Origin of the sequence: Tsukamurella hominis (assembly GCF_965137015.1) — a bacterium.
Taxonomy (GTDB): domain Bacteria; phylum Actinomycetota; class Actinomycetes; order Mycobacteriales; family Mycobacteriaceae; genus Tsukamurella; species Tsukamurella hominis.
On the sequence record NZ_CBCRZG010000001.1, the window covers coordinates 510,780 to 525,879 of the forward strand.

The window sequence follows — 15,100 nt, forward strand, 5'->3', positions numbered from 1 at the left end:
GTGTCCATCCCCGGATTCATCGTGGCAAGCTGTCGAGGTCCCGGGTAGCCCGGAAAACCCTCAAGAATCCCTCAGCGCGAGGAGGCCTGCGGTGTCGCACTCCCATCCGATCCGCGAGATCGCGCAGCAGGCGGGCGTCAGCGAGGCCACCGTCGACCGCGTGCTCCACGGCCGCGTGGGGGTGCGCGAGGGGACGGCGGCACAGGTCCGGCAGGCGATCGCCGATCTCGACCGGCAGCGCTCACAGCTGCGGCTGTCGGGTCGCCGGTTCATGCTCGATCTCGTCATGGAGACTCCGCGCCGCTTCTCGGACCTGACCCGCGCCGCGCTGGAGGCCGAGCTCCCCACTCTGCGCCCGGCGGTCTTCCGTGCCCGCTACCACCTGCGGGAGGCGTGGGAGCCGGAGGAACTGATCGCGGAGCTTGACGGCATCGCGCGTCGCGGTAGCCACGGCGTCGTCCTCAAGGCTCCGGACACGCCCGCGGTCGCGGCCGCGATCGCGCGCCTGACCGCGCGCCGCACCCCCGTCGTCACCGCGGTCACCGACGTCCCGCAGAGCGCCCGGATCGCGTACGTGGGCATGGACAACCGCGCCGCGGGCGAGACCGCGGCGCACCTCGTCACCCAGTGGGTGGGTGAGGCGCGCGGAGCCCTGCTCGTCGTCACCAGCGGCCGGCACTTCCGGGGCGAGGAGGAACGGGAGACGGGGTTCCGCAGCGAGATCCGCCGGACCGACCCGGCGCGGCGGATCGTCGGCATCGCCGATACGGGCGGCCTCGACGCGGTGTGCCGCCGGGAGGTCGCCGCGGTGCTCGCGAGCGACCCGGACATCGCCGCGGTCTACTCGCCGGGTGGCGGCAACCGGGGGATCATCGCGGCGTTCGATGACGCGGGGAGGAGATGTCGCGGCTACATCGCACACGATCTCGCCGAATCGAACCGCGAACTGTTGCTGGCGGGCCGGATCTCGGCGGTGCTGCACCACGACCTGCGGGCGGATCTGCGCGGCGCCGCCCACGCGATCATGGCCTTCCACGGCGCGATCGACGGTCCGCACCGGCCGCGGCCCACCGCGATCCAGATCGTCGTGCCGCCCAATCTCGCGGCGGTGGACGGCTAGCGGCTGAACACCGAGACGTCGAAGAAGTACCGCGACGCCCGGTACACGTGGCGGCCCAGCTCGATGGCTGTGCCGGACTCGTTGAAGGCCACGCGCTGCATCGTGAGGACGGCGCCGCCGGCCGGCTCGTCGAGCAGCCGGGACTCCTCGTCGTCGGAGATGCGGGCGCCGATCCGCTGCTGCGCCTGGGCGATCGTGATGCCCCGCCCGCGCAGGCACTGGTACAGGCCCTTGCTCTGCAGCTCGTCGGGAGCGGGGGCGAGCTCCGCGGGGATGTAGTTGGTGAGGATCGCCAGAGGCACGTCGTCCGCGCTGCGCAGGCGCCGGATCGAGACCACCTGGGCGTCGTGCTCGATGCCCAGCTCGTCCGCGATCTCCTCGTCGGGCCGGCCGAGCCGGTAGTCGAGCAGCTCCGTCGACGGGGTCTGACCCGCAGCGATCAGGTCCTCGTACAGGCTGGTGAGCTCCACCGCGCGGTGCACCTCGTTGCGCACCACCTGGGTGCCGACGCCGCGCTTGCGCACCAGGAGCCCCTTGTCCACCAGCGCCTGGATCGCCTGCCGCGCAGTCGGACGGGAGAGGGTGAGCCGCTTGGCGAGGTCGATCTCGTTCTCGATCCGGTCGCCGGGCACCAGCTCGCCGTTCAGGATGGAACGTTCGAGGGCCTGCGCCAGCTGGTAGTACAGCGGCACGGGGCTGGTGCGGTCCAGTTCGACCGAGACCGGGGCGGGAGACATGCGATGCAGTCTAGTGCACCGAAGCGGGAAATGCGGGCGCTGATCAGCGTTTGTTCGTACAATCGCCCCTTGCGGTGCGATCAGGTCTATGTCCGCACATATGGCGCCCATGTCAGCCGGTAGCCGGCGCTTCTTGTGGATCTGTGATGCCGCGGACCGGGGGATTTCCGCAGCTAGAAGCCTATTGATGAATGTCGCCTCCTTCTGTTAGATTGACAGGACAAACGAGCGGGAGTGATCCACGTCTCGTCCGGGACCAGGCTAAGGAGGGCCTCCCACATGACTGACGCCGGTACCCACGGTGCCCCGTTCGACCTGATCACCATCGGGCGGGTCGGGGTCGACATCTACCCCCTGCAGGACGGTGTCGGACTCGATCGCGTCGAGACCTTCGGCAAGTACCTCGGGGGCAGCGCGACCAACGTCGCCGTCGCCGCGGCCCGTCACGGCCGACGGTCCGCGGTCATCACGGCGACCGGCGCGGATCCGTTCGGGCGCTTCGTTCATCAGGAGCTGGTGCGCCTCGGCGTCGACGACCGGTACGTGGGCGAGGTCCGCGGCCTGAACACCCCCGTCACCTTCTGCGAGATCTTCCCGCCGGACGACTTCCCGCTCTACTTCTACCGCGACCCGATCGCGCCGGACCTCATGCTGGACGACGACGCGCTCGACCTCGACGCGATCCGCTCCGCGAAGATCTTCTGGGCCACCGTCACCGGGCTCTCCCGCGAGCCCAGCCGCTCCGCGCACCACACGGCGTGGAACGCCCGCGGCCGCGCCCCGCTGACGGTCCTCGACCTCGACTACCGGCCGATGTTCTGGGAGTCCGCCGAGGTCGCGAGCCAGGAGGTGGGCAAGGCCCTCGAGCACGTCACCGTCGCCATCGGCAACCGCGAGGAGTGCGAGGTCGCGGTCGGCGAGACCGAGCCCGGCCGCGCCGCCGACGCCCTGCTGGAGCGCGGCGTCGAGCTCGCCGTGGTGAAGCAGGGCCCCAAGGGCGTCCTCGCGAAGACCCGGGACGAGAGTGTCGAGGTCGCACCGCACTTCGTCGACGTGATCAACGGCCTCGGCGCCGGTGACGGCTTCGGCGGCGCCGTCTGCCACGGCCTGCTCGCGGGCTGGCCGCTCGAGCGGGTCCTGCGCTTCGCCAACGTCGCCGGGGCCATCGTCGCCTCGCGCCGCGAATGCTCGACCGCCATGCCCACCACCGACGAGGTGGAGTCCGTCATCGAGGAACGGGACAACAATCATGTCTGACACCGCCCGCACCACCGGCCCGCTCACGGCGGGCGATTTCGACCGGCTGCGCGCCGCCCGGCACGAGAACCCCGACGCCATCGCCGACGTGCTCGGCGCGCGGATCCGCCGCCCCCTCGTCCGCGGCGACCGCCGGCTGCTCATCGTGGCGGCGGACCACCCCGCCCGCGGCGCGCTCGGCGTCGGTTCCGACGCGATGGCCATGGCCGACCGGTACGACCTGCTGCAGCGGATGGCGCTCGCCCTCTCCCGCCCCGGGGTCGACGGGGTGCTCGGCACCCCCGACGTCGTCGAGGACCTCGCGCTGCTGGGCCTACTCGACGACAAGATCGTGGTCGGCTCCATGAACCGCGGCGGCCTGCGCGGCGCGGCGTTCGAGATGGACGACCGGTACACCGCCTACGACGTTCCCTCGATGCGGCGCGGCGGCCTGGACTTCGGCAAGCTGCTCGTGCGCGTCGACCTCGAGGACCCCGGTACCGTCGTCACGCTCGAGGCCACGGCCCGCGCCGTCGACGCCGCGGCGGCCGCGAAGCTACCGATCATGCTGGAGCCCTTCATGAGCCGCCGCACCGGCGGGAAGATCGGCAACGACCTCTCGACGGAGGCCGTCATCAACTCGGTCGCCATCGCCTCCGGCCTCGGCAACACCTCCGCCTACAGCTGGCTCAAGCTCCCCGTCGTCGACGACATGGAACGCGTCATGGCGGCGACCACGCTGCCCACGCTGCTCCTCGGCGGCGACCCGGGCGGCGACCCCGCTGCCGTCTACGCCTCGTGGGCCAAGGCGCTCGCCCTGCCAGGCGTGCACGGCCTCGTCGTCGGCCGCACCCTGCTCTACCCCCGCGACGGCGACGTGACCGCCGCCGTCGACACCGCCGCCGGCCTCGTGCACGGCGCCTGACCACCCGCATCCACCTCCGCGAAGGAGCCGCTCCATGACCACCACCGAGACCCTCACCGTCGTCCCGCACTGGATCGACGGCGCCGAGTACCCGTCCACCAGCGGCCGCACCGCCGACGTCTACGACCCCGCGCTCGGCGTCGTGACCAAGCGGGTCGCGCTCGCCGATCGCGCCGAGATCGACGCCGCCGTGGCCTCCGCCAAGAAGGCCGCTGACAGCTGGGGAGAGCTCTCCCTCGCCAAGCGCCAGTCGGTGCTCTTCGCCTTCCGCGAGCTGCTCAACGCCCGCAAGGGTGAGCTCGCCGAGATCATCACCAGTGAGCACGGCAAGGTCCTCTCCGATGCTCTCGGCGAGATCAGCCGCGGCCAGGAGGTCGTCGAATTCGCCTGCGGCATGGCGCATCACCTCAAGGGCGAGTACAGCGAGCAGGTCTCCTCCGGGATCGACGTCTACTCCACCCGCCAGCCGCTCGGCGTGGTCGCGGTGATCAGCCCGTTCAACTTCCCCGCCATGGTGCCCGCCTGGTTCTTCCCGATCGCGATCGCCGCGGGCAACGCGGTGGTGCTCAAGCCCAGCGAGAAGGATCCGTCGGCCGCGATCTGGATGGCGGAGCTGTGGCGCGAGGCGGGCCTGCCCGAGGGCGTGTTCACCGTGCTCAACGGCGACAAGGAGGCCGTCGACGGACTGCTGACCCACCCGGACGTCGCCGCCGTTTCCTTCGTCGGTTCGACGCCCATCGCCCGGTACGTCTACGAGACCGCCACCGCGCACGGCAAGCGGGTCCAGGCCCTCGGCGGCGCCAAGAACCACATGCTGGTGCTGCCCGACGCCGACCTCGCCCTCACGGCCGACGCCGCGATCAACGCCGGCTTCGGTTCGGCCGGCGAGCGGTGCATGGCCATCTCGGTCGTCGTCGCCGTCGAGCCCGTCGCGGACGCGCTGATTGCGGAGATCACCGATCGCATGGCCGGGCTGCGCATCGGCGACGGCCGCCGCGGCTGCGACATGGGGCCGCTCGTCACGCAGGCGCACCGGGACAAGGTCGCCTCCTACATCGACGTCGCCGTCGCGGACGGCGCGAGCGTGGTCGTCGACGGTCGCGACGTGACCCCGGACGGCGATGCGGCGGGCTTCTGGCTCGGTCCGACCCTGATCGACCGCGTGCCCACCACCTCCCGGGTGTACACCGAGGAGATCTTCGGCCCCGTGCTCGCGATCGTGCGTGTCGCCTCGTACGAGGAGGGCGTCGACCTCATCAACGCCGGCGCCTTCGGCAACGGCACCGCGATCTTCACCAACGACGGCGGCGCCGCCCGCCGGTTCCAGAAGGACATCCGCGTGGGCATGGTCGGCATCAACGTGCCGATCCCGGTCCCCGTGGCCACCTTCAGCTTCGGCGGCTGGAAGGACTCGATGTTCGGCGACACCAAGGCGCACGGCGCCGAGGGCGTGAAGTTCTTCACCCAGCTCAAGGCGATCACGAGCCGGTGGCTCGACCCCAGCCACGGCGGCGTCGACCTGGGATTCCCTCGGAACGACTGACGCGGACTTCATTCCGGCAGCACCATCGTCCGCGAGGACGGAAACAGGAGAGGACGGCGATGGCGACGACGCCCAACGAATGGTTCCACGCCCGAGGCGCGCTGGCGCGCGACGGGTGGGAATCGGTGGTCGACGGCTCCCTGCCCGGCTGGGCGCACACCGGGATCCGCATCGCGGACCTCGGCGACGCGCCGGTCGTGCTGCCCGGCGGCGACATCGAGCGCATCGTCGTGCCGCTCTCGGGCGGGTGCCACGTCGAGCTCGACGGTGCCGCCGGCGCGAGCTTCGACGGTGCGCCGTCCGTGGCCCTCGCGGGCCGCGCGTCGGTCTTCGACGGTCCCACCGACGTCCTGTACGTCGGCGCCGGTGGGGGATTCACCGTGCGCGGAACCGCGCGCATCGCGATCGCCGAGGCACCCACGTCGCAGCGCCGCTCCACGCGGTACATCCCCGCCGCGGAGGTCCCCGTCGAGCTGCGCGGCGCCGGCCGGGACACCCGGCAGGTGCACAACTTCGGCACGCCCGGCGCGCTCGACGCGGCCGCCCTCATCGTGTGCGAGGTGATCACCCCCGGTGGCAACTGGAGCAGCCACCCCGCCCACAAGCACGACGAGCACGTCGCGGGCCACGAATCCCGGCTCGAGGAGATCTACTACTTCGAGGCGGCGCCCGCCCGCGGCCTGCCCGCCGGGACCGTGCCCGAGACCGCGGACGCCTTCGGGAGTTTCGTCACCTACTCGTCGGCGGCCGGGGAGATCGACACCAACGCCCTCGTCCGCACCGGCGACATCGCCCTCGTGCCCTTCGGCTACCACGGCCCCGCGATGGCCGCCCCCGAGTACGACCTCTACTACCTCAACGTGATGGCCGGCCCCGACCCCGAACGGGTCTGGCTGATCAGCGACGACCCGCGCCAGGCCTGGCTGCGGGACACCTGGCCCACGCAGGCCACCGACCCGCGGCTGCCCTACGCGGCCGCACGGACCGAAGGAGACGAGCGATGAGCACCCGGCGGATGACCGTGGGCCAGGCCCTCATCGAGTTCCTGGCGCACCAGTGGACCGTGGACGAGATCGCCCACGCCGACGGCACGGTGAGCACCGTGCGCGAGCGCACCGTCCCCGCGACCTTCGGCATCTTCGGCCACGGCAACGTCGCCGGCGTGGGCCAGGCCCTGCTGCAGTGCGCGACCACCGACGCCGGGCTCATGCCCTACCACCAGGCCCGGAACGAGCAGGCCATGGTGCACCAGGCCGTCGGCTACGCCCGCATGCACCGGCGGCGCGGCACCTACGCGTGCACCGCCTCCGTGGGCCCGGGCGCCGCCAACATGCTCACGGGCGCCGCGCTCGCGACCGCCAACCGCCTGCCCGCACTGCTCCTGGTCTCCGACACCTTCGCCACCCGCGTCGCCGATCCGGTGCTGCAGCAGCTCGAGCACCCGCACGACATCGGGCTGCAGGTCTCCGACGCCTTCCGGCCCCTCTCGAAGTTCTTCGACCGGGTGCAGCGGCCGGAGCAGTTGTTCTCCATCGCGCTGGCCGCGATGCGGGTGCTGACCGACCCGGCGGAGACCGGCGCCGTGACCATCGCTCTGCCCGAGGACGTCCAGGCCGAGGCCGTCGACGTTCCCGAGGAGTTCCTCGCGGACCGTGAGTGGCACCTCCGCCGGCCCCTGCCCGAGCGCGGCCCGCTGGCCCGCGCCGTCGCGGCGATCCGGGAGGCGAAGCGCCCCTTCGTCGTCGCCGGCGGCGGCGTCCTCTACGCGGGCGCGGAGGACGAGCTGCGCCGGTTCGCGGAGGCCACGTCGATCCCCGTCGGCACCACGCAGGCCGGCGGCGGCGCGCTGGCCTGGGACCACCCGCTGAACCTCGGCGGCGTGGGCGCCACCGGCACAGCCGCGGCGAACGCCATCGCCGCGCAGGCCGACGTGATCATCGGGATCGGCACCCGGTACAGCGATTTCACCACCGCCAGCCGCACGGCCTTCCAGGACGCCGGCGTGCGCTTCGTGAACCTCAACGTCGCCTCGTTCGACGCCTACAAGCACGGCTCGCAGCTGCCGCTCATCTCCGACGCCCGCGAGGGCCTCGCCGCGCTGCGCGCGGAACTCGCCGACTACCGCGTTCCCGCGGAATCCGTCGCCGCGGCCGCTGCGGCCAAGGCGGACTGGGACGCGATCGTCGACGTCGCCCTCGCGCCCACCGGGGCCGACCTACCGGGCCAGCCCGAGGTGATCGGCGCGGTGCACGCCGCGATGGACCCGGCCGACGTCATCATCCAGGCCGCGGGCTCCCTCCCGGGCGACCTGCAGAAGCTGTGGCGGGTGCGGGACCCGCTCGGCTATCACGTGGAGTACGCCTTCTCCTGCATGGGATACGAGATCGCGGGCGGGCTCGGCGCGAAGCGCGGGCTGCTCGCCCTCGGTGACGACCGCGACGTCGTCGTCATGGTCGGCGACGGTTCCTACCTCATGCTCAACAGCGAGCTCGTCACCGCCGTCGCCGAGGGGATCAAGCTCATCGTCGTCATCGTCGAGAACCAGGGCTACGCCTCGATCGGCCACCTCTCCGAGACCGTCGGCTCGCAGCGTTTCGGCACCCGGTACCGCACCGCGGACGAGTCGGGCGGCGTCCCCGCACCGGATCTCGAGCGCGGCGCGTTCCTGCCTGTCGACCTGGCGGCCAACGCGCGCAGCTACGGCGCGCGGGTCATCGACATCGCGCCCGGACCGGACTCCGTCGCGGAGCTCACCGAGGCCGTCCGCGCCGCCAAGGCGGCGACCGGCCCCACCGTCATCCAGATCCACAACGACCCGTTGGTCTACGCCCCCGAAGGCAACGGCTGGTGGGACGTCCCGGTCGCCGCGGTGTCCACGATCGACAGCACCGTCACCGCGCGCGCCGAGTACCTCGACCAGCAGAAGGCGCAGCGGCCGCTGCTCGGCTGAGCCTTCGCCCCACCACTCTCACGATCCGACGTAAGGACCACCGTCATGACCGACACCCTGGGCACGACCGCCTCCGCCGCCGCCCACACCGAGGGCCTCCGCATCGGCACCGCCCCCGACTCGTGGGGCGTCTGGTTCGCCGACCACCCGCGCCAGACCCCGTGGGACCGCTTCCTCGACGAGGTTGCCGAGGCCGGCTACCACTACATCGAGCTCGGCCCCTACGGCTACCTGCCGACCGACCCCGAACGCCTGCGCGACGAGCTCGCCAAGCGCGACCTCGAGCTGTCCGGCGGCACCATCTTCACCGGCTTCCACAAGGGCGCCGACCAGTGGGACCGCGCCTGGAAGCAGGTGAGCGACGTCGCCACCCTCGTGGGCGCCCTGGGCGCCGAGCACATCGTCGTCATCCCCGACCTGTGGCGCTCCGATCTCACCGGCGAGGCCCTCGAGTCCCGCACTCTCGACGACGAGCAGTGGAAGGCGCTCGCCGCCGGCCACGACCGGCTCGGAAAGGCGCTGGCGGAGGAGTACGGGATCAAGCAGCAGTTCCACTCCCACGCCGACAGCCACGTCGGCACCACCGGCGAGGTGGAGCGCCTCCTCGCCGAGACGGACCCGCGGTACGTCAACCTGTGCCTCGACACCGGCCACTTCGCCTACTACGGCGGCGACAACGTGGCCCTCATGCAGCGCCACCCGGAGCGCATCGGCTACCTGCACCTCAAGCAGATCGACCCGGCGCTGATCTGGGAGGTGCTCAAGAACGACACCCCGTTCGCCGACGCCGCCTCCGCCATCATGGTCGAGCCGCCCAACGGGATCCCGGACTTCGCGCCCGTCATCGAGGCGGCGCTGCGCATCAACCCGGACCTGTTCGCCATCGTCGAGCAGGACATGCCCGGCTGCGACATCGACCTCCCCGCGGGCATCGCCACCCGAACTCGGCAGCACATCTTCGGCTGCCACCCGCTCACCCGCACCCGCTGATCCCGAACCCGGGCATCGAGCTCGGACCCCGAAGCCCCGCAAGGAGACACCCACAGATGACCAACGACTTCCGCGTCGCCGTGGTCGGCGCCGGCATGATGGGCGCCGACCACGTGAAGCGCATCGCCACCATCACCGCGGGGGCGTCCGTCTCCGCGGTCGTCGAGCCCGACGAGGCCCGCCGGGCCGCCGCCCTCCGACTCGCGCCCGGCGCCGCCGGTTTCGCCGACCTCGACGCGGCCCTCGCTTCGGGCGTCGTCGACGGCGTGCTCGTCGCCACCCCCGGGCAGTTCCACGAGGACGCGCTGCTGAAGGTCCTCGCCGCCGGCCTGCCCGTGCTCTGCGAGAAGCCGCTCACCCAGGACCCCGAGTCCTCCTGGCGCGTCGTCGAGGCCGAGATGGCGGGCGGCCGCCAGCTGATCCAGGTCGGCTTCATGCGCCGCTTCGATCGCGAGTACGAGGAGCTGCGAAAGGTGGTGGCCGCCAAGCCCGCCGGCGAGCTCGTCATGCTGCACGCCCGCCACCGCAACGCCTCGGTGCCCGAGAGCTACGTGCAGACCATGCTCATCAACGACTCCGTGGTGCACGAGTTCGACGTCGTGCCGTGGCTGGCGGGCGGCGTCGTGACCTCGGTCGAAGTGAAGTACCCGCGCCGTAATTCGCGGAGCCCGGAGCACCTGCGCGAGCCGATCCTCGTACTCATGGAGCTCGACAACGGGGTGCTCGTCGATGTCGAGATGAACGTCTCCATCGCGTTCGGCTACCAGGTCGAGACCGAGGCCGTCTTCGAGCAGGGCGTCGCCCGCATCGGCGAGCCCGCGGGCCTGCAGATGTGGCAGCAGGGCCGGTTCTCGGTCGCCGACCACGCGGACTTCACCACCCGGTTCCGCGACGCCTACGACCGCCAGGTGCAGGCCTGGGTCGACGCTGCGAAGGCGGGCACCATCGCCGGGCCGTCGGCCTTCGACGGCTACAAGGTGGCCGTGTGCTGCGCCGCCGGCGTCCAGGCACTGGAGACGACCGGCCCCGTGCCCGTCGAGCTCTCCGAGATGCCGGCGTTCTACGCCGAGCGCGCCTAGGGGGCGTCGTGGTCCGCATCGCTCTCGATCCCACGCCGTACCACGCGACGCACGACTTCGAGGACTTCTTCGACGTGGCCGCCAAGGCCGGCTACGAGTGGATCCAGCTGACCCCGCACGCCGACTTCATCCCGTTCTTCGCGCACCCGCGCGTGGACCGGGCGCAGCTCGCGCGCGTGCGTAAGCGCGCCGCCGACGCGGGCGTCGGGATCACGTCGTTGCTCCCGGTGCAGCGCATCTCGTGGCCCGACGAGCCGCAGCGCGAGGCGGGGGTCCGGAACTTCCGGCGCATCATCGCGATCGCCGCGGAGCTCGAGGTTCCCGTCATCAACACCGAGTTCAGCGGCCGGCCCGAGCGCGCGGAGGAGTCCGAGGCGGGCTTCTACCGCAGCATGGAGGAGCTCGTTCCGCTGCTCGAGCGGGAGGGCGTGACGCTGAACTTCGACCCGCACCCCGACGACTTCGTCGAGGACGGGCTCGAGGCCTGGCGGATCATCCGCGGGCTGGACACGCCGGCCGTCGGCTTCGTGTACGTGGGCAGCCACACCTTCCACTACGGCGACCGCGCGGCCGCGCTCATCCCGCAGTTGGGGGAGCGGCTCGGCGCGGTGTACGCCGCGGACAGCTTCGATCACCGCCGCTCGCACGGCCTGCGGTACATCACCAACCCGCCCGGCAACGCGGTCCGCGTGCACCAGCACCTCACGATCGGCGACGGCGATGTGGATTGGGACGAGCTGTTCGGCCACCTCGGCGCTTCCGGGTTCCTCGCCCGCGAGGACGCGATCATCTGCTCCAACGTCTTCGCCGAGGACGAGCGCGCCGACGAGGTCTCCGCGCTGCAACTCGAGAAGATCCGGTCGCTGGTCGCGGCGCACGCGTGAGCGGGCGTGCCGTGCGCGGCGACTACGCTGGACGTCGTGACTGAGTCTTCCGCCGCACCGTCGACCGCCGCCGCGCCCGGGTCCGTCCGCGTGCGCTTCTGCCCGTCGCCCACCGGCACGCCCCACGTCGGCATGGTGCGCACCGCGCTGTTCAACTTCGCCCACGCGCGACACACCGGCGGCACCTTCGTCTTCCGGATCGAGGACACGGACGCCGCCCGCGACAGCGAGGAGAGCTACGCCGCGATCCTCGAGTCGCTGCGGTGGCTGGGCCTGGATTGGGACGAGGGGCCCGAGGTGGGCGGGCCGTACGGCCCCTACCGGCAGTCCGAGCGCAAGGACCTGCACCTGGACGTCGTGCGGCGCCTCGTCGAGGGCGGCTACGCCTATGAGGCCTTCTCGACCCCGGAGGAGGTGGAGGCGCGGCACGTCGCCGCCGGCCGGAACCCGAAGCTGGGCTACGACAACTTCGATCGTGACCTCACCGACGAGCAGAAGGCCGCCTACCTCGCCGAGGGCCGCAGCCCCGTCGTGCGGCTGAAGATGCCCGACCACGACTTCACCTGGAACGACATGGTGCGCGGCGAGACCACCTTCGCCGCGGGCAGTGTCCCCGACTTCGCCCTCACGCGCGCGAACGGCGACCCGCTGTACACCCTGGTCAACCCCGTCGACGACGCGATGATGAAGATCACGCACGTCCTGCGGGGCGAGGACCTGCTCAGCTCCACGCCGCGGCAGATCGCGCTGTACGAGGCGCTGGAGGCGATCGGCGTCGCCGAGCGCACCCCCGAGTTCGGGCACCTGCCCTTCGTGATGGGGGAGGGCAACAAGAAGCTCTCCAAGCGCGATCCCGAGTCCAACCTCTTCCACCACCGCGACCGCGGCTTCATCCCGGAGGGGCTGCTCAACTACCTCGCGCTGCTCGGCTGGGGCATCTCGGCCGACAACGACGTCTTCAGTCTCGACGAGATGATCGCCGCCTTCGACGTGCACCGGGTGAACTCGAACCCCGCGCGCTTCGACCAGAAGAAGGCCGACGCGATCAACGCCGAGCACATCCGCCTCCTCGCCCCCGAGGACTTCGAGGCGCGCCTGCGGGCCTTCCTCGTCGAGCGGGGCTTCGTCGACGGTGCGCGCCTCGGCGCGGAGTTCCCGACCGCCGCCGAGCTCGTGCAGACCCGCATCGTGGTGCTCTCGGACGCCTGGGATCTGCTGAAGTTCCTCTACGTCGACGAGGCCGACTTCGAGGTCGATCCCGCGGCCGCTGCGAAGAACATCAAGGCCGACGCCGGCCAGGTGCTCGACGAGAGCATCGCCGCGCTCGACGGGCTCACGGACTGGACCACCGAGGCCATCGAGGGCGCCCTCAAGGGCCGGCTCATCGACGAGCTCGAGCTCAAGCCGCGCAAGGCCTACGCCCCGATCCGCGTGGGCGTCACGGGCTCGCCGATCAGCCCTCCGTTGTTCGAGTCGCTCGAGCTCCTCGGCCGGGACCGGACGCTGGGCCGGCTCGCTGCCGCCCGCGCCCTGGTGCCCGCCGACGGTGCCGCGCCGCAGTAGGGGATGACCTGGCGATTTGGCGTTCCCAGTGCGGCTGGGTAAGCTGGATCGCGGCTCAAAACGAGGTCGGAAACGATCTCGGGGAGAGTCATTGGCCTATGGTGTAATTGGCAACACAGCTGATTCTGGTTCAGCCATTCTAGGTTCGAGTCCTGGTAGGCCAGCGTGACAGCGCCCTCCGCGTGCGGAGGGCGCAGTCCTAGCCCCCGTCGTCTAGCGGCCTAGGACGCCGCCCTCTCACGGCGGTAGCGTGGGTTCGAATCCCATCGGGGGTACGTTCGATGCAGGTGTGCTACCTTCATCGACATCGTCGAGGCGCCTCGCGCGCGTCGGCAGGAGTTCTAGCCCCCGTCGTCTAGCGGCCTAGGACGCCGCCCTCTCACGGCGGTAGCGTGGGTTCGAATCCCATCGGGGGTACAACGGAAGGCCCGGATCATGCGATCCGGGCCTTCGTCGTTCCTCCCCGTCGCTATCCCACCGCCACGGCGCGCGGCGGTGCGGTGCGGTTCTCCTCGGCCAGCCCCGACGGCGTGAACGCCGCGGCCAGCCCGATCCCCAGCAGGGACACCACGAGGCCGCCGATCGCCGCCCATGTCGCGTCCGTGCCGATGCCGTAGCCCTGCAGCACGGCCTGGAGCGCCGCGGTGGTGAGGTAGACGGCGTTGCGCCAGCGGGACTCGCAGTTGACCACAGCGATGAGCAGCGTGACGGCCGCGATCACCAGCGAGGTCCAGGCGGCGGCCTGGTTCCCCGGGATGAGGCCGCCCGCGGCGAGCAGCGTGACGAGCGGGCCCGCGGTGGCGTACAGCGCGCGCCGGACCGATTCGGGGATCCTCCGCGGGAGGATCCGGCTCCTGGTCTCTTCCATGATCTCCACCTCTCCGGTGTCAGGCCGCAGGTGCGGCGCCGGCCGCGGCGGGCGGCTCGGCGGCGACCGCCCCGCCGACCACCGTCGTCCCGTCGGGCGACCAGTACAGCCGCCCGTGTTCGAAGTCCTGCCGGACGCCGCCGTCGGCGAGCCGCATCTCCGATGAGACGGGCCATCCCAGGGGGCCCTTCTCGTACCCGTCGCGCGCCCAGCGGGCGCCGATGGTGCCCGCGACGAAGAAACCCTGCGCCGCGTCCCGGCGGCGGTAGAGCACCCCGCGCTCGAAGGCTTCGACCTGCCCGTCCGGCAGCTCCGTGTGGTCGACCACCGGATAGCCGAGGGGGCCGGTCTCCCGCTGGTAGGAGGTGTAGGACTCCAGCAGCCGGGTCGGCACTGCATGCGCGCCGGTGAGGGCGGTCCAGTAGACGGTGCCGCCCCGGAAGGCCGCGAACCAGCCGCGCCCGTCGGGGCAGGCGACCGCGACGAGGTCCTTCCGCGGGCCGAGCCAGTCGGCGGCCCGGGCCGCGACGGCCCCGATCGCGGCCTCTGCCTGCGCCGCGGCGTCGAGGGGCGGCGGGACGGGCGCCGGGCGCGCGGCGGCCGGACCTGCGGCACCGTCTGCCGGAGCGCCGACCGCGGGAGCCGCAGCGCCGGTGAACGCGGCGACGTCCGCGGCGAAGAGGTCCCAGGGGAAGCCGTCGCCCACGTCGGTGTGGTCGCCGATGCCCAGTGCGCGGGTGGCGTACCGGTGATCGCTGATGCCCTCGGTGACCCGGTACGGCGGCGCGATGACCGTCGCGGCGAAGCCGTACTTCCGGGCGTCCGCGACCGCGAGCCACGCCGCGATCGTGAGGTCGTCGCGGCGCTCGAGCCAATCCGCGCGGGACCAACCCGCGTGACTGCCCGCGAAGCACAGGTTGATCGTGTACGGATTCGCGCTGAGCACGCTCCACGAGGCGAAATCGGTGTCGACGACGTCGCAGACGACGCCGTCGCGCACGGTGTAGTGGTAACTCGCGCCGTGCGCCGCGTCGTTGCAGTAGGCGGCGAGGCGCTCGGCGGTGCTGTTCCCCTCCTCGGTGTGCAGGAGGAAGTTCCGGATCACGGCGCCGTTGCGGGACGAGCGCGAGTCGCCCATCCGGTCGACCTCGGTGTAGGCGGGTGCGGGGGACATGGCGACTCCGTTCGCGNCGTCGGGGGTGGTC

At 71.7% G+C, this 15,100-nt stretch carries 13 protein-coding genes and 3 tRNA genes; 13 read left to right on the forward strand and 3 right to left on the reverse strand.

Features of this window, described 5'->3' with window-relative positions; all coding sequences use genetic code 11:
• Positions 1 to 91: 91 nt before the first annotated feature.
• A complete protein-coding gene (locus ACM9LD_RS02475) occupies positions 92 to 1,120 on the forward strand; it encodes a LacI family DNA-binding transcriptional regulator (protein ID WP_415675208.1) in 1,029 nt (342 codons plus the stop codon).
• Here ACM9LD_RS02475 and ACM9LD_RS02480 read toward each other — a convergent pair.
• On the reverse strand, positions 1,117 to 1,857 hold the full coding sequence (locus ACM9LD_RS02480) for a GntR family transcriptional regulator (protein ID WP_146488832.1): 741 nt from the start codon (positions 1,855 to 1,857) through the stop codon (positions 1,117 to 1,119). The genes ACM9LD_RS02475 and ACM9LD_RS02480 overlap by 4 nt on opposite strands.
• A 279-nt stretch (positions 1,858 to 2,136) precedes the next feature.
• Between ACM9LD_RS02480 and iolC the strand changes: the two genes are divergently transcribed.
• From iolC to ACM9LD_RS02540, 12 genes are all read left to right on the forward strand, one after another.
• Entirely contained in the window at positions 2,137 to 3,114 is a 978-nt protein-coding gene (gene iolC, locus ACM9LD_RS02485; RefSeq protein WP_068521472.1) for a 5-dehydro-2-deoxygluconokinase, read from the forward strand.
• Positions 3,107 to 4,018 carry a Cgl0159 family (beta/alpha)8-fold protein gene (locus tag ACM9LD_RS02490; RefSeq protein WP_415675209.1) on the forward strand — a complete coding sequence of 304 codons (912 nt, stop codon included), beginning with the start codon at positions 3,107 to 3,109 and terminating at the stop codon, positions 4,016 to 4,018. Before iolC ends, ACM9LD_RS02490 begins: the two co-directional genes overlap by 8 nt.
• Positions 4,019 to 4,052: 34 nt before the next feature.
• A complete protein-coding gene (locus ACM9LD_RS02495; protein ID WP_415675210.1) occupies positions 4,053 to 5,561 on the forward strand; it encodes a CoA-acylating methylmalonate-semialdehyde dehydrogenase in 1,509 nt (502 codons plus the stop codon).
• Between the two features lie 59 nt (positions 5,562 to 5,620).
• Entirely contained in the window at positions 5,621 to 6,565 is a 945-nt protein-coding gene (gene iolB / locus ACM9LD_RS02500; protein WP_415675211.1) for a 5-deoxy-glucuronate isomerase, read from the forward strand.
• Positions 6,562 to 8,511: a 3D-(3,5/4)-trihydroxycyclohexane-1,2-dione acylhydrolase (decyclizing) gene (iolD, locus tag ACM9LD_RS02505; RefSeq protein ID WP_415675212.1), complete on the forward strand. Its 1,950-nt coding sequence runs from the start codon at positions 6,562 to 6,564 to the stop codon at positions 8,509 to 8,511. Before iolB ends, iolD begins: the two co-directional genes overlap by 4 nt.
• A 45-nt stretch (positions 8,512 to 8,556) precedes the next feature.
• Complete coding sequence (locus ACM9LD_RS02510) at positions 8,557 to 9,501, forward strand: sugar phosphate isomerase/epimerase family protein (protein WP_415675213.1); 945 nt, start codon at positions 8,557 to 8,559, stop codon at positions 9,499 to 9,501.
• 56 nt (positions 9,502 to 9,557) lie between these two features.
• Positions 9,558 to 10,580, forward strand: coding sequence for a Gfo/Idh/MocA family protein (locus tag ACM9LD_RS02515; protein ID WP_415675214.1), 1,023 nt, complete (start codon positions 9,558 to 9,560; stop codon positions 10,578 to 10,580).
• 8 nt (positions 10,581 to 10,588) lie between these two features.
• Positions 10,589 to 11,464, forward strand: coding sequence for a sugar phosphate isomerase/epimerase family protein (locus ACM9LD_RS02520; protein ID WP_415675215.1), 876 nt, complete (start codon positions 10,589 to 10,591; stop codon positions 11,462 to 11,464).
• A gap of 36 nt (positions 11,465 to 11,500) precedes the next feature.
• The gene (gene gltX, locus ACM9LD_RS02525) at positions 11,501 to 13,027 is read left to right on the forward strand and encodes a glutamate--tRNA ligase (protein ID WP_415675216.1); all 1,527 of its coding nucleotides are present in this window, start codon (positions 11,501 to 11,503) and stop codon (positions 13,025 to 13,027) included.
• 92 nt (positions 13,028 to 13,119) lie between these two features.
• Positions 13,120 to 13,191: transfer RNA gene (locus tag ACM9LD_RS02530), tRNA-Gln, on the forward strand.
• Between the two features lie 38 nt (positions 13,192 to 13,229).
• Positions 13,230 to 13,302 (forward strand) — tRNA-Glu (locus tag ACM9LD_RS02535).
• A gap of 69 nt (positions 13,303 to 13,371) precedes the next feature.
• A tRNA-Glu gene (locus ACM9LD_RS02540) sits at positions 13,372 to 13,444 on the forward strand.
• A 52-nt stretch (positions 13,445 to 13,496) separates the two neighbouring features.
• Here the strand turns inward: ACM9LD_RS02540 and ACM9LD_RS02545 are convergent.
• Both ACM9LD_RS02545 and ACM9LD_RS02550 read right to left on the reverse strand, forming a co-directional pair.
• A complete protein-coding gene (locus ACM9LD_RS02545) occupies positions 13,497 to 13,895 on the reverse strand; it encodes a phage holin (RefSeq protein ID WP_415675217.1) in 399 nt (132 codons plus the stop codon).
• 19 nt (positions 13,896 to 13,914) lie between these two features.
• Positions 13,915 to 15,069 carry an N-acetylmuramoyl-L-alanine amidase gene (locus ACM9LD_RS02550; protein WP_415675239.1) on the reverse strand — a complete coding sequence of 385 codons (1,155 nt, stop codon included), beginning with the start codon at positions 15,067 to 15,069 and terminating at the stop codon, positions 13,915 to 13,917.
• Between the last annotated feature and the right edge of the window lie 31 nt (positions 15,070 to 15,100).